Source organism: Stenotrophomonas sp. YJH_SMC_101-4, assembly GCF_059370395.1.
Genome location: NZ_JCAFTP010000002.1, coordinates 364,167 through 375,943 on the forward strand (window position 1 = coordinate 364,167; position 11,777 = coordinate 375,943).

General features: G+C 67.4%; 15 protein-coding genes. 4 read left to right on the forward strand and 11 right to left on the reverse strand.

Going from position 1 to position 11,777, the window contains the following annotated elements; translation table 11 throughout:
• Positions 1–3 precede the first annotated feature (3 nt).
• From AC5P8D_RS07880 to AC5P8D_RS07890, 3 genes are read right to left on the reverse strand one after another with little or no spacing between them, the layout of a single operon-like run.
• Positions 4–183 (reverse strand): DUF4177 domain-containing protein, encoded by a 180-nt coding sequence (locus tag AC5P8D_RS07880; protein WP_010483360.1) that lies wholly within the window; start codon positions 181–183, stop codon positions 4–6.
• Entirely contained in the window at positions 180–359 is a 180-nt protein-coding gene (locus AC5P8D_RS07885) for a type II toxin-antitoxin system antitoxin (RefSeq protein ID WP_010483358.1), read from the reverse strand. The genes AC5P8D_RS07880 and AC5P8D_RS07885 overlap by 4 nt, the downstream gene beginning before the upstream one ends.
• Positions 360–404: 45 nt before the next feature.
• Positions 405–1,286 carry an SPFH domain-containing protein gene (locus tag AC5P8D_RS07890; RefSeq protein ID WP_043396748.1) on the reverse strand — a complete coding sequence of 294 codons (882 nt, stop codon included), beginning with the start codon at positions 1,284–1,286 and terminating at the stop codon, positions 405–407.
• A 137-nt stretch (positions 1,287–1,423) separates the two neighbouring features.
• Here AC5P8D_RS07890 and purT point away from each other — a divergent pair, with 137 nt between their 5' ends.
• Positions 1,424–2,611 (forward strand): formate-dependent phosphoribosylglycinamide formyltransferase, encoded by a 1,188-nt coding sequence (gene purT / locus AC5P8D_RS07895; RefSeq protein ID WP_329921603.1) that lies wholly within the window; start codon positions 1,424–1,426, stop codon positions 2,609–2,611.
• A gap of 146 nt (positions 2,612–2,757) precedes the next feature.
• On the opposite strand, the gene AC5P8D_RS07900 is transcribed toward purT, so the two are convergent.
• Together AC5P8D_RS07900 and AC5P8D_RS07905 are read right to left on the reverse strand one after the other, a co-directional pair.
• On the reverse strand, positions 2,758–3,975 hold the full coding sequence (locus tag AC5P8D_RS07900) for an endonuclease/exonuclease/phosphatase family protein (RefSeq protein ID WP_053442671.1): 1,218 nt from the start codon (positions 3,973–3,975) through the stop codon (positions 2,758–2,760).
• A 38-nt stretch (positions 3,976–4,013) separates the two neighbouring features.
• Positions 4,014–4,769 (reverse strand): arginyltransferase, encoded by a 756-nt coding sequence (locus AC5P8D_RS07905; RefSeq protein ID WP_495203226.1) that lies wholly within the window; start codon positions 4,767–4,769, stop codon positions 4,014–4,016.
• Between the two features lie 156 nt (positions 4,770–4,925).
• On the opposite strand from AC5P8D_RS07905, the gene AC5P8D_RS07910 reads away from it, so the two are divergent.
• Positions 4,926–5,486, forward strand: coding sequence for an EF-hand domain-containing protein (locus AC5P8D_RS07910; RefSeq protein ID WP_191850874.1), 561 nt, complete (start codon positions 4,926–4,928; stop codon positions 5,484–5,486).
• A gap of 51 nt (positions 5,487–5,537) precedes the next feature.
• Here AC5P8D_RS07910 and AC5P8D_RS07915 read toward each other — a convergent pair whose 3' ends face one another.
• The 4 genes from AC5P8D_RS07915 to AC5P8D_RS07930 form a co-directional block, all read right to left on the reverse strand.
• Positions 5,538–6,755, reverse strand: a complete 1,218-nt coding sequence (locus AC5P8D_RS07915) for an RNA polymerase sigma factor (RefSeq protein WP_043396739.1) — start codon at positions 6,753–6,755, stop codon at positions 5,538–5,540.
• A 224-nt stretch (positions 6,756–6,979) separates the two neighbouring features.
• Positions 6,980–7,489, reverse strand: coding sequence for a pathogenicity-like protein (locus tag AC5P8D_RS07920; RefSeq protein ID WP_099560427.1), 510 nt, complete (start codon positions 7,487–7,489; stop codon positions 6,980–6,982).
• Positions 7,490–7,493: 4 nt separating this feature from the next.
• Positions 7,494–8,414, reverse strand: a complete 921-nt coding sequence (tesB, locus tag AC5P8D_RS07925) for an acyl-CoA thioesterase II (protein ID WP_005408551.1) — start codon at positions 8,412–8,414, stop codon at positions 7,494–7,496.
• 87 nt (positions 8,415–8,501) lie between these two features.
• Positions 8,502–9,278, reverse strand: coding sequence for an enoyl-CoA hydratase/isomerase family protein (locus AC5P8D_RS07930; RefSeq protein ID WP_010483336.1), 777 nt, complete (start codon positions 9,276–9,278; stop codon positions 8,502–8,504).
• Positions 9,279–9,312: 34 nt separating this feature from the next.
• Between AC5P8D_RS07930 and AC5P8D_RS07935 the strand changes: the two genes are divergently transcribed.
• A complete protein-coding gene (locus AC5P8D_RS07935; protein ID WP_010483333.1) occupies positions 9,313–9,759 on the forward strand; it encodes a copper chaperone PCu(A)C in 447 nt (148 codons plus the stop codon).
• Between the two features lie 92 nt (positions 9,760–9,851).
• Here the strand turns inward: AC5P8D_RS07935 and AC5P8D_RS07940 are convergent, their stop codons facing one another.
• Both AC5P8D_RS07940 and gstA read right to left on the reverse strand, forming a co-directional pair.
• Positions 9,852–10,577 (reverse strand): enolase, encoded by a 726-nt coding sequence (locus AC5P8D_RS07940; RefSeq protein WP_414614371.1) that lies wholly within the window; start codon positions 10,575–10,577, stop codon positions 9,852–9,854.
• A 111-nt stretch (positions 10,578–10,688) separates the two neighbouring features.
• Positions 10,689–11,291: a glutathione transferase GstA gene (gstA, locus tag AC5P8D_RS07945; protein ID WP_049434626.1), complete on the reverse strand. Its 603-nt coding sequence runs from the start codon at positions 11,289–11,291 to the stop codon at positions 10,689–10,691.
• 122 nt (positions 11,292–11,413) lie between these two features.
• Between gstA and AC5P8D_RS07950 the strand changes: the two genes are divergently transcribed.
• Positions 11,414–11,770 carry a winged helix-turn-helix transcriptional regulator gene (locus AC5P8D_RS07950; RefSeq protein WP_049434627.1) on the forward strand — a complete coding sequence of 119 codons (357 nt, stop codon included), beginning with the start codon at positions 11,414–11,416 and terminating at the stop codon, positions 11,768–11,770.
• The last annotated feature ends 7 nt before the right edge of the window (positions 11,771–11,777 follow it).

Genomic DNA, 11,777 nt, shown 5'->3' on the forward strand with positions numbered 1-11,777 from the left:
GGTTCAGGCCTCCTTCTTGAACACCAGCATCGCCGGGCGCATCGGGGCCGGGATGATGACGTTGACCAGTTCCCAGCCAAGCTGGCCCTGGCGGGTCAGTTCACTCTGGATGTCCTCGGCCTTCAGGGTGCCCATCATCGTGGTCTTCACTTCGATCGTCTGGTAACTCCAGCGCGTGCTCATTCCTTGTCCTCCGGCGATGGCGTGGGTTTCGGCAGGCGTCCTGCCCTGCGCAGGGCGTCGCGCAGCACGTATTCGATCTGCGCGTTGAGGCTGCGCAGCTCGTCGTCGGCCCAGCGCTGCGCCGCGGCCAGGACCTCGGCGTTGATGCGCAGCGGATAGGCTTTCTTCTCACTCATGGGGGCTCCTGGCGGGGCGGTGGGGCGCCCCGTTGCGAGTGTGGCTCAATACAGCGAGCCGGCATTGACGATCGGCTGGGTGCCGCGGTCCGAGCACAGCACGGTCAGCAGGTTGCTGACCATGTGCGCCTTGCGCTCCTCGTCCAGCTCAACCACCCCGTTCTTCTGCAGTTCGGCCAGGGCCATCTCGACCATGCCGACCGCACCGGCCACGATGCGCGTGCGCGCGGCGATCACCGCGTTGGCCTGCTGCCGCTGCAGCATCGCCTGGGCGATTTCAGCGGCGTAGGCCAGGTGGCTGATGCGCGCGTCGATCACCTGCACACCCGCATCGGCCAGGCGCTCGGCCAGCTCGTTCTTCAGGTGCTGGGAGATCTCGTTGGCATGGCTTCGCAGGGCCAGCTGGCCGTCCTCGTGCTGGTCGTAGGGATAGCTGGTGGCCATCGCGCGCAGCGCGGATTCGGACTGGATGTGCACGAAGCTCTCGTAGTCGTCCACGTTGTAGACCGCTTCGGAGGCGTCGACCACCTGCCAGACGATCACTGCGGCGATCTCGATCGGGCTGCCGTCCAGCTCGTTGACCTTCAGCTTGCCGCTCTCGAAGTTGCGCACGCGCTGGCTGACCCGGCGCTTGGCGTAGAAGGGGTTGTTCCAGCGCAGGCCGTTGTCCTTGACGGTGCCGACGTACTTGCCGAACAGGCTCAGCACGGCCGCCTGGTTGGGCTGGATGGTGTACAGGCCGGCCAGGATGAAGACCGCGGCAGCGACCACCAGCACGCCGGCCAGCATCAGCAGCAGGTTGGGCGAGCCGGTGCTGGCCTTGGCCGCCACCCCCAGCACGAACAGCGCGCCGCCGGCCAGCGCAGCCAGCAGGGATCCGGCCAGGGTGCCGAGGCCGTTGAGGGAGGCAAGCGACTTCTCTTTCATGGCGGTACGTCCTTGAGGGTTCGAAGTGAAGATATCAAAGTGATATCACTTGTCGACTACCGTTCGTCGGATGCCATGGCCCGGGTGCCCGGCCAGCTAGAATGCCCACCCGCCTTCACATCGCTGCTGGAACTGCCATGGCCAAGCTTGGAACTCCGTTGTCCCCCTCCGCCACCCGCGTGCTGCTGCTGGGCTCGGGCGAACTCGGCAAGGAGGTGGCCATCGAGCTGCAGCGGCTGGGTGTGGAGGTGATCGCCGCCGACCGTTACGCCGACGCGCCGGCGATGCAGGTCGCACACCGCTCGCACGTGATCGACATGCTGGACGCGATGGCCCTGCGCGCGCTGATCGCCCAGGAGCAGCCGCACCTGGTAGTGCCGGAGATCGAGGCCATCCACACCGAGACCCTGGTCCAGCTGGAACAGGAGCAGGGCCTGCGGGTGATCCCGACCGCGCGTGCTGCACGCCTGACCATGGACCGCGAAGGCATCCGCCGCCTGGCCGCCGAAACCCTGGGCCTGCCGACCTCGCCGTACCGCTTCGTCGATACCGAGGTCGAGTACCGTGCTGCCGTGGCCGCCATCGGCCTGCCGTGCGTGGTCAAGCCGGTGATGTCGTCCTCGGGCAAGGGCCAGAGCACCCTGCGCAGCGAGGCGGACATCGCCCCGGCCTGGGAGTACGCGCAGACCGGTGGCCGTGCCGGTGCGGGCCGCTGCATCGTCGAAGGTTTCATCGATTTTGATTACGAGATCACCCTGCTGACCGTGCGCCACGCCGGCGGCACCTCGTTCTGCGCACCGATCGGCCACCTGCAGAAGGACGGCGACTATCGCGAAAGCTGGCAGCCGCAGCCGATGTCGAGCGCGGCACTGGCGCGCGCGGAAGAGATCTCGCGCGCGATCACCGACGACCTCGGTGGCTGGGGCCTGTTCGGTGTCGAGCTGTTCGTGAAGGGTGATGAGGTGTGGTTCAGCGAAGTGTCGCCGCGCCCGCACGACACCGGCCTGGTGACGCTGGTATCGCAGGAGCTGAGCGAGTTCGCGCTGCACGCGCGCGCCATCCTCGGCCTGCCGATTCCGGTGATCCGCCAGAGCGGCCCGTCGGCCTCGTGCGCGCTGTTGGCGCACGGCGAGGGCGTGCCGTACTTCAACAACGTCGCCGCCGCCCTGCACGTGCCGGACACCGCCGTGCGCCTGTTCGGCAAGCCGAGCGTGCACGGCCATCGCCGCGTGGGCGTGACCCTGGCGCGCGCGGAAACCATTGACGAAGCACGCGCCATCGCGCGTGATGCCGCCGACGCCATCGGCGTCGAACTGCGCCCGTAAAGCGGTAGCGCCGGGCCATGCCCGGCGGCTTTCCCTGCGCTGCGTAAGTTTCCTGTAGAGCCGGGCCCACGCTACGCTCGGCTGCTTTTCAATCCGTGCCGCGCGCGAGAGCCGAGCGTGGGCTCGGCTCTACAGCGCAATCTGCCTTACGGCTTCACGTCCACCCACACCAGGTGGTGGTCGCTGCCGTCGGCGATCTTCGCCTCCGGGCTTTCATTGGCCGGCCAGAAGATGCCGCTGCCGATGTACTCGAAACCGGTCGAGGGCAGTACGTAGTCCAGGCGCATGGTGCCGGACTTTGGGCCGAAGTCGCCGGTGGCGTGGAACGGTGCGCCCTTGCGCTCGATGCCCTTGGCCGCATAGGCCAGGCTGGTCTGCTCACCGCCGACGCTGCGCGGGGTGGGGTAGCGCAGCACGCGGGCGTTTTCGATCAGCTCGACGATCGCCTCATGGCGGCCATCGCCGTCGACCGGGTCGTTGTTGAGGTCGCCCAGGATCACGAAGCGTGCGTCCTGCGCCAGGCCACCGCACTGGCCCTTGTCGTCACACAGCCACGGCTTGTCACCCTTGGAAAGGTACTCCTGCCACAGGCGCAGCTCGTCGTGGTTGCGCGCTGCGTTGCGCTTCTCCGGGCCGTCGAACACCGGCGGGGTCGGGTGCGAGACCAGCGCATGCACCACGCCGGCCGGGGTCTTCACCGGCACGTCCCAATGCGACTTCGACGACAGGCGCAGCTGCGACCACACCTGGTCGTTGTAGAAGCTCTGGCCGGTACGCGGATCGACCGGGCGGATGGCACCCGGCATCGCACTCCATTTCAGCAGCTGGAAGCTGCGTACCTTGGCTTCATCGATCGGGTAACGCGACAGCACCAGCATGCCGTACTGGCCCGGGTGCAGGCCGTAGCCCCACGCATCGTTGCCGCGGCTGCGGCCTTCGCCGCCGACCACGCCGTTGTTGTCCAGGTCCAGGCCACTGGGCACGCCGGTATTGACCGGGGCCAGATAGCGGTAGGCGAAGTGCAGCGGCTTGCCGCCGCCGGGCTGGGCGACTTCCAGGTAGCGCTTCTGGAACAGGTCGGCGGCGCGATGGGCGTCGTCGAAATCGAATTCGTTCAGCAGCACCAGATCCGGGCGCACCTGCTGCAGTACCGCGGCGATCTTGCGTGCGTGCTCGCTGTCGCCTTCCAGTTCCTTGATCAGGCCACCGGCGTCGTCGGAGTACAGCGAGGTGTTGTAGGTAGCCAGGCGCAGCGCAGTGGACGGCTTTTCGGTCATCGCGGGGGACGTGGCGAAGGCAGGGGCGGTGGCGCCGCAGAGCAGGGCCAGGGCGAGGATCAGGGGATGGCGGCGGGTCATGTTCATGGGCCGTATTGTGCACCTGGCCTGGTGTCAGCGGTTTGTCAGCGCCCGTCCAGTTCGTTGTCGAAATCGTGCCAGCGGCGGCCGTCGTACGCCTCCAGCGGATGGAAGCGGCGCTTGTAGTCCATCTTCTGGTGGCCGCGGATCCAGTAGCCCAGGTACACGTGTGGCAGGCCCTCGCGGCGCGCCCATTCAATCTGCTGCAGGATCGCGAAGGTGCCCAGCCCGCGCGCGGCGTGGTCCGGGTCGAAGAACGTGTAGACCGCCGACAGGCCGTGCTCGGTGACGTCGGTCACCGCCACCCCCAGCAGTTGGCTGGGCTGGCCGTCGTGGCCGGGCAGGCGCATTTCCATGAAACGGGTGTGCGACCAGCTGCCGATCAGGAACTGCTCGAATTCGTGCGGGCCGTGGTCGTCCATGCCGCCATTGGCGTGGCGGTGGGTGAGGTAGCGGTGATACAGCGCGAACAGGTCGTCGCGGGCGGTGGCGGCGGTGATCCGTACCTCCAGGTCGGCATTGCGGGCGGCGCAGCGGCGCTGGCTGCGGTCCGGAGCGAAGCGCGCCACCGGGATCCGCACCGCCACGCAGGCCTGGCAGTGCGCGCAATGGGGCCGGTAGACCAGATCGCCGCTGCGGCGGAAGCCCGAGCTCAGTGCCAGCGGATAGAGCGCACCGAGGCGGCGGTCGTTCGGGTCCAGCACCAGGTCGCGTGCCACCCGGTCCGACCAGTACCCGCAGGGGTGCTCGCCGGTCTGGAAAAGTCGCAGTTCGTCGTCTCTGTCGCCATGCATCGCCATGGGCACAGCATAGCCCCAGGTTGTCGCAGTGGCGGCGACTGTCCGCCGGATGAATGGCACCGGCAGCGGCGTCAACCGATGTCGCGCCCGGGCGTTGTTGTCCCCCGAGGGTGAAGTGATCACCCCGACGCTGTTCCCATCCCCAGGAGTGACCTCATGATCCGTACCCCCCTGCTGCTGGCCCTGCTGCTCGGCACCTCCGCTTCCGGTATCGCGCTCGCTGCCGACACCCCGGCCACGCCCGCGCAGCGTCCGGCCAAGCTGGACACCAACGGCGACGGCGTCATCGACCGCGGCGAAGCCGCTGCCAACCCGCGCCTGGCCGCGAAGTTCGACGAGCTGGACAAGAACAAGGACGGCAAGCTCTCGCGCGATGAGCTGCCGCGCTGGAAGCATGGTCGCCGTGGCCACGGCGGTGAGCGCTGGGCCAAGCTGGACGCCAACAAGGACGGCCGCATCAGCCGCGAGGAAGCCAAGGCCGATCCGCGCCTGGCCGCGCGCTTCGACCAGCGTGATCTGAACAAGGACGGCTACCTGGACAAGGCCGACCGCGAGCTGCGCATGAAGCAGCATCGTGATGCCTGGTTCGCCGCCGCCGACACCAACAAGGACGGCCAGCTGAGCAAGGCCGAGTTCGACGCCGCCAAGGGCCCGATGCACGGTGGCCCGCGCCATGGCGGTCCGCGCGACGGTGGCGCACCGGCGCCGCAGCGCTGAGGGTCGACGCAGTGAATGACGACAACGCCGGCAGACTGCCGGCGTTGTCCGTTATACGTTTCCGCTGCGCATCAATGCATACACCACCAGGGCGATCACGAAGACGTTCGCGCCGATGATGCCGGTGCGCCCGTAGACGGATTCGTATTGCCAGTTGGTTCCGCTGCGGCCGCGCCGCGCCGAATCACGCGCGATCATGGGGGCCATCACGCGCTGCAGCGGCACCAGGCACTGGTAGTTCACCGTACCCAGGCCGATGACGAGAATGGCAAGTTGCAGCCACAGCGGCACCTGCAGCATCAGCGAAACCAACAGGCTGGTGCAGACGACCATCGCAGTGAACGTATTGAGGTGCACGAACCGTCGCACGGCCGCCCGTTCCTGCGGGGTGTCTGCGAAGCGCAGCAGGAAGCGGCCCCCCAGATAGCTGCCGATGATGCCACCGACGACGCCCCCGGCAACGGCGGCCCAGTTGCTGGCGGGTATCAGGTGCAGCTGGCTGGCGGCGGCCGTCAGTGAACCCATGGCTGCGCCGCCTGCGGCACTGACGCCGCCCAGGCCCAGCTTGCTGCCGCCCACGCCGACGCCGGTGCTGAGCAGGATCGCGGCACTGGCGGTGCCGGGTGCGGCCACCAGGACCATCGACACCACGGCGGTGGCGAATGCAGCGCTCGGCGCGCTGCTGCGTGCGAACTCACCGAAGCGCTGCAGCAGGCCGTCGCGCACCAGGGTGCGGGCGCGCGACAGGCGCTTGCGCACCGCCGCGTCGCTGAGACCGAGCAGGTCGGCCACTTGCTGCGAGCGCTGGCCTTCGCGGTAGTACAGCAACAGCACTTCGCGGCTGTCGGCGGGTAGGGTGGAGATGATGTCCTCGGCGGCGATTTCTTCCTCCACCCGCTGCAGGCGATCGGCGGCGCCCGGCGACGGATCTGCGGCCATCCCCATCGCCACCTCGGCCGCCTCGCCGGTCAGTGGACGGCCACGCTGGGCGCGCAGCCAGTCGCGGGCCAGGTTGCGGGTGATCTGCCGCAGCCACGGCAGGAAGCTGGTCGCGCTGCGCAGCTGGTGCAGCTGCTGCCAGCCCTTCACAAAGGCTTCCTGGGCAATGTCCTCGCTGGCCTGGCGGTCGCGGGTGATGGCCAGCGCGATGGCGGTGACCGTGTTCTGGCAGGCCAGCACGATGCGGCCGTAGGCGTGCTGGCAACCGCTGGCGGCAGCGGGCAGTTCGCGTTCCAGGGTCTGGTCGATCGATGCGGCGAACGTCGTCATGGCGGCGGCTCTCCTGCTGGGATTGTGTCCCATGACGGAGCTGCGCGCCCAATGTGACCGCAGATGCTGATGCATCTGCGGTCCGCGCATTCCACCTCATCCCCGCGCCGTTGGCGCACCCCCTTGAACAACAAGGGGGCTCCAATCCTGACGGGTTACGGTGAAGTCGCGGCCCTGGTGCCAGGCCGCTGTGCTCGCCGGGCATGGCCCGGCGCTACCGCCTCTTACTTGGAGGGCTGGATACGGACCCGGATTTCTTCCTCTTCCGGCGCGGCCTGAGGGGCCGGTTGCGCCTGCTGCGGCTGGGCCTGCGGGGCAGGGGCCGGTGCGGCAGGTGCCGGGGCGCCGCGATGGCGCAGGCCGATCACCAGCGCCACGCCGGCGATCACCACCAGCAGGGCGATACGGATGCGCCAGGCCCAGCCGCGGCCGCTGCCGCTCGTTTCGGCGGTGTCGCGGAAGGCGAACTCGGCGGTTGGGTGGTCGCGGCGGGTGGTGTCGAGCAGGCGGGCCTCGCGCAGGATTTCGCGTGCGCGCGGCTGATCGTCGGCGCGCACGATCCAGACTGCCGGGTAGGCGTTGGCGTTGCCCAGGTCGGTATAGCTGAACTGACCGCGGCGGCGGGTCTTGTACGAGCGCCCGTTGGTCACCTTGACGTCGATGCCGTGCTCGCGCAGCAGGTCGGCTACGCCTTCGACGGTTTCCACGCGCTGGCTGCTGAAGATCTGGCGCATCGGTTTACTCCTTGGCCGGCACGGCGGCGGCCGCGGCCTGGTCGGGAACCACGCGGATCAGGCCCTCCTGCGCGGTACTGGCCACCAGCACGCCGTTGCGGGTGAAGAACTGGCCGCGGGCCAGGCCGCGCGAATCCTGCGCGCTGGGGCTGTCCAGGGAGTACAGCAGCCAGTCGTCGGCGCGGAACGGGCGATGGAACCAGATCGCGTGGTCGAGCGAGGCCATCTGCACGTGCGGGTGGTAATAGCTGATGCCGTGCGGGAAGGTTGCCGTTCCCAGCAGGTGGAAATCGGAGGCATAGGCCAGCAGCGCCTGGTGCAGTTCCGGGGCGTCGCCGACCGGCTCGCTCAGGCGCAGCCACACCTGGTGGTAGGGCGGACGCTTGGGCGGGTTCAGTTCGTCACGCGGGTAGACATGGCGGAACTCGAACGGGCCGCCGCGCGACAGCCAGCGCTGCACCTTGATCGGCAGCCGCTCCAGCACTTCGGCCGGCAGCGGACGGTTCGGTTCGATGTCTTCCGGCTGCGGCACTTCGGGCATCTTGTGCTGGTGCTCGGCGCCGGTCTCGGCCTGCTGGAACGAGGCCGCGCAGAAGAAGATCACCTTGCCGTGCTGGATCGCAGTGACCCGGCGTACCGAGAAGCTGCCGCCGTCGCGGGTGCGGTCCACGTCGTAGACGATCGGGTGGTCGATGTTGCCGGCGCGCAGGAAGTAGGCGTGCAGTGAGTGCACGTGGCGGCCGTTGTCGACCGTGGCCTGGGCCGCGGCCAGCGCCTGGCCCAGCACCTGCCCGCCGAACACGTACTTGGTGCCGATGTCGCGGCTCTGCCCGCGGAACAGGTTGTCCTCCAGCCGCTCCAGGGTGAGCAGGTCGATCAGCTCGGAGACGACGGGTTCGGGCGTGTCGTTCAAGGGGGCGGCCACGGCAGTGAAAGAGGGCCTGATTATACCGGTCAGGGGTCAGTTCCCTTTCGCCCGGCGAAAGGGATCTGACCCCGGGCGAGGCAACCGCTATTTGCCGAGGCGGGCCACGAGCGCCTGCAGGGCGTTCTGTGCGTCCGGCGCAAACCAGGCCTCGACGAAGCGGTCGAGCTGGATCAGGTCCGGTTGCAGCGCCACGTGCAGGTCCGCGCGGGCGATGGCGCGGGTCAGCAGCATCGGCTGGCGCGGCTGCTTGAGCAGGTTCTGCAGCCAGGCCACGGCACGCGCGACCACCAGGTCACCTTCGGCCAGTTCGTCGACCAGGCCGATCTGCAGCGCCTGTTCGGCCGGCACCAGCGAACCGGTGGTCAGCAGGACACCGGCGCGGTGCACGCCCACCGCACGGCGCAGCAGGCGCTGGATGCCCTCCGGTGCGATCAGGCCGACCTGCACTTCGTTCAGGCCGATGGCATACGGTCGCGACGGATCGGCGCTGCGCGCCATGACGCGGTAGTCGCAGCACAGGGCCAGCACGCAGCCACCCGCCGGGGCGTGGCCGGTGATCGCCGCGACCACCGGAATGCGGCTCTCGGCCAGCGTGCGCACGGCGCCAAAGAAGGCGTTCCAGGTGTCCAGCAACTTGTGCTTGTCATCTCCATGCGAGAGCAGGTGCGGCACGTCCATGCCGCCGGTGAAGATGCGCTCGCTGCCCGACAGCACGATGCCGTGCGCGTCTTCGGCCATGGCCAGCTCGATGGCATGGATCAACTGCCGGCACAGTTCGGTGTCCAGTGCGTTGACCGGCGGCCGCGCCAGGCGCAGTTCGCGAATGGGGCCATGGTTGATCACCTCGATGAGCGTCGTCATGCTGCGGTCTCGTTGCGAAGAAGGAACCTGGACGATGATAACCAAACCATTCGTTGGCGTACTGTTGGTTCTGTGTGCGGCCGCAGCATCGGTTTCGGCGGCGGAACCGGCCTGCGTCACGGTGGAGCAGGGCTGGGCGCGGTTGCCACCGAATCCGGCGATGCCGATGACCGCCGGCTACGGCGTGATCCACAACGGCTGCAGCAAGGCGGTGGTGATCACCGGCGCAAGCAGTGCGGTGTTTGGCGATGTGTCGCTGCACGAAACCACCATCGTCGATGGGGTCAGCCGGATGCGCGCGATCGAGCGCCTGCCACTGGCACCGGGCGCGCGTGCCGAGCTCAAGCCCGGTGGCCTGCACCTGATGCTGATGCAGGGCAAGGGCCCGTTGAAGGAAGGCCAGGCGCTGCCGCTGCGGCTGCAGCTGGAAGGCGGTGGCGAAGCGAGTGCGGCGCTGACCGTGCGCAAGGCTGCGCCGTAACGCGTCACCCGTTCCGCCGGGCATGGCCCGGCGCTACCAGTGATGATCCGGCGGTCATGCCTGGGTAGCGCCGGGCCATGCCCGGCGGGATGCTACGTCCAATCGTACGAGAACAGCACCGTGCGGCTCACCGGCTCATACAGCATCACTATCGCGTCGGCGCCGGTGGCGCACCAGTTGTAGCCAGCGACTTCGGCCACGGCGAAGAACTTGTGGCCACCGTGGCGGATGATCGCCAGTTCGGCATCATCTGGAGCATGCCGGTCGTTGGCGGCGTCGGTGAATTCCAGGGTGAAGGCGGCCGGAATATCGGCTGTTTCGATCCAGTTGCCACAGGAAATCCGTCCCCCCAGCGTATCCAGGTAATCGCGCTCGCTGGCCTCACCGTTGCCGTAGCGCGAGTAGCAGGCGAGACGGCCGTGCGCGGCATGGTAGTCGCGGGCCTTGGCGTAGCTCTCGCGCATCTGTGCGATGTGTTCCTGCGCGTGCTTGTCCTGCACCGCGTCGCCGATGAAATAGCCCTCGTTGCCGAGAAAGCGCATCTCGTTGCCGGCGGTCAGTTCGAAGGCGATCCAGTTGGTGCCGGTGAAATCGTTGTGGTGTTCTTCGGTGGTCTCGCCGATGCAGCCGTCATACGGCTCGATCGGGCACAGCATCGTTGCCACCTGGCCGGCCAGTTCCGGGCGCAGCAGGCCGAGGTCGATCTTCAGCAGCGGCAGCAGATGCTGGCCAAGCCAGGCCTGGTCGGCAGGGAAGACGTCGGTGGGGAAGGGGACCATGCCGGGTAGCAGGTCGCGCAGTTCAGTCTGGTGGATCATGTCAGTCCTTTGCACTTGTGCCGGCCATGAATGCCAGCGGCGTGCAGCAAGGATAGACCACCGCTGCACTAATGCGGATGGGGACGTACAGTGGACGCCCCGGGTGGTGCCTTACAGCAGCCCTTCGAAGGTCATGGCCTCCTTCACCGCAGGCCGTTCACTGACTCGCTGCAGAAGTGCCTGGGTAAAGGGCCAGGGGGTGAGATCGATACCAAGATGCCCTGTCCAGTTGACCACTACGAACAGGTAGATGTCGGCAATGGAAATGGACGAGCCCAACAGGTATCTGCGGCCATCGGACAAGCCGGATTCGACAATGTCCAGCTTCCGGTAGAGTCGCTGCTTGGACCGTTCCAGCACTGTATCCGACTCGGGATGGAACAGCGGACCAAATGTCGGGTGTAGTTCGGCGGCGATGTAGACCAGCCATTCGTGCAAGCGCGCCGCGCCGATTGCACTCACCGGAACCGAAAATTCAACACCCGCCACATCGGCAAGGTAGAGAAGGATCGCCGCGCCTTCGGTCAGGACTTCACCGTTGTCCAGCCGCAGCGCGGCAACGTAGCCTTTGGCGTTGATCTTGAGGAAATCCTCGCCGCTTTCGGTGCGCTTGGTGGCGTGGTCGACTCGATCCATATCGAACTCGATTCCCAGTTCGCGCAGCAGGATATGAGCAGCCAGCGAACACGTTCCCGGTGTGTAGTAGAGCTTCATCGTTGTTTCATCGTGGGGGAGGGGCTGGCCAGTATGCTGGCGACTGCAGGGCGCAGGAGCTCCCGGCAGCAACGCGACGCGAGAATCGGGTTTCCAACTGGAAACCACTTGGAGCAAATGACATGGGCTTGAAGGTGCGAAAAAGCCAAGCGCAGGATCCGGGCAGCATCTGTCCGTTGACCAAATGCATGGCACTGTTGGCGGGTGCCTGGACGGCCGAGATCGTGTGGTCGCTGAGCGCGGGGCCACGACGCTTTGGAGAGTTGCGCATCGATCTGGCGCCGGTGACGGCCAAGACATTGACGGCGCGCCTGCGCGACATGCAGCTGAAGGGGATGATCACCCGGCACGAGCGCGATACCTCGCCGCCTTCGATCGAATACGCACTCACCGCCCTGGGGGCGCAACTGTTGCCGGCGATCCACGCCATCGCACGCGTTGGCAATGCACTGAAGTTTGGAGAGCCGGAGGTGGGCTGAGTTCCTG

Bases quoted from the DNA above. Each gene is read 5' to 3' on its own strand.
- AC5P8D_RS07880 (WP_010483360.1), bottom strand. From the start codon at position 183: ATGAGCACGCGCTGGAGTTACCAGACGATCGAAGTGAAGACCACGATG.
- AC5P8D_RS07885 (WP_010483358.1), bottom strand. From the start codon at position 359: ATGAGTGAGAAGAAAGCCTATCCGCTGCGCATCAACGCCGAGGTCCTG.
- AC5P8D_RS07890 (WP_043396748.1), bottom strand. From the start codon at position 1,286: ATGAAAGAGAAGTCGCTTGCCTCCCTCAACGGCCTCGGCACCCTGGCC.
- purT (WP_329921603.1), top strand. From the start codon at position 1,424: ATGGCCAAGCTTGGAACTCCGTTGTCCCCCTCCGCCACCCGCGTGCTG.
- AC5P8D_RS07900 (WP_053442671.1), bottom strand. From the start codon at position 3,975: ATGAACATGACCCGCCGCCATCCCCTGATCCTCGCCCTGGCCCTGCTC.
- AC5P8D_RS07905 (WP_495203226.1), bottom strand. From the start codon at position 4,769: ATGGCGATGCATGGCGACAGAGACGACGAACTGCGACTTTTCCAGACC.
- AC5P8D_RS07910 (WP_191850874.1), top strand. From the start codon at position 4,926: ATGATCCGTACCCCCCTGCTGCTGGCCCTGCTGCTCGGCACCTCCGCT.
- AC5P8D_RS07915 (WP_043396739.1), bottom strand. From the start codon at position 6,755: ATGACGACGTTCGCCGCATCGATCGACCAGACCCTGGAACGCGAACTG.
- AC5P8D_RS07920 (WP_099560427.1), bottom strand. From the start codon at position 7,489: ATGCGCCAGATCTTCAGCAGCCAGCGCGTGGAAACCGTCGAAGGCGTA.
- AC5P8D_RS07930 (WP_010483336.1), bottom strand. From the start codon at position 9,278: ATGACGACGCTCATCGAGGTGATCAACCATGGCCCCATTCGCGAACTG.
- AC5P8D_RS07935 (WP_010483333.1), top strand. From the start codon at position 9,313: ATGATAACCAAACCATTCGTTGGCGTACTGTTGGTTCTGTGTGCGGCC.
- AC5P8D_RS07940 (WP_414614371.1), bottom strand. From the start codon at position 10,577: ATGATCCACCAGACTGAACTGCGCGACCTGCTACCCGGCATGGTCCCC.
- gstA (WP_049434626.1), bottom strand. From the start codon at position 11,291: ATGAAGCTCTACTACACACCGGGAACGTGTTCGCTGGCTGCTCATATC.
- AC5P8D_RS07950 (WP_049434627.1), top strand. From the start codon at position 11,414: ATGGGCTTGAAGGTGCGAAAAAGCCAAGCGCAGGATCCGGGCAGCATC.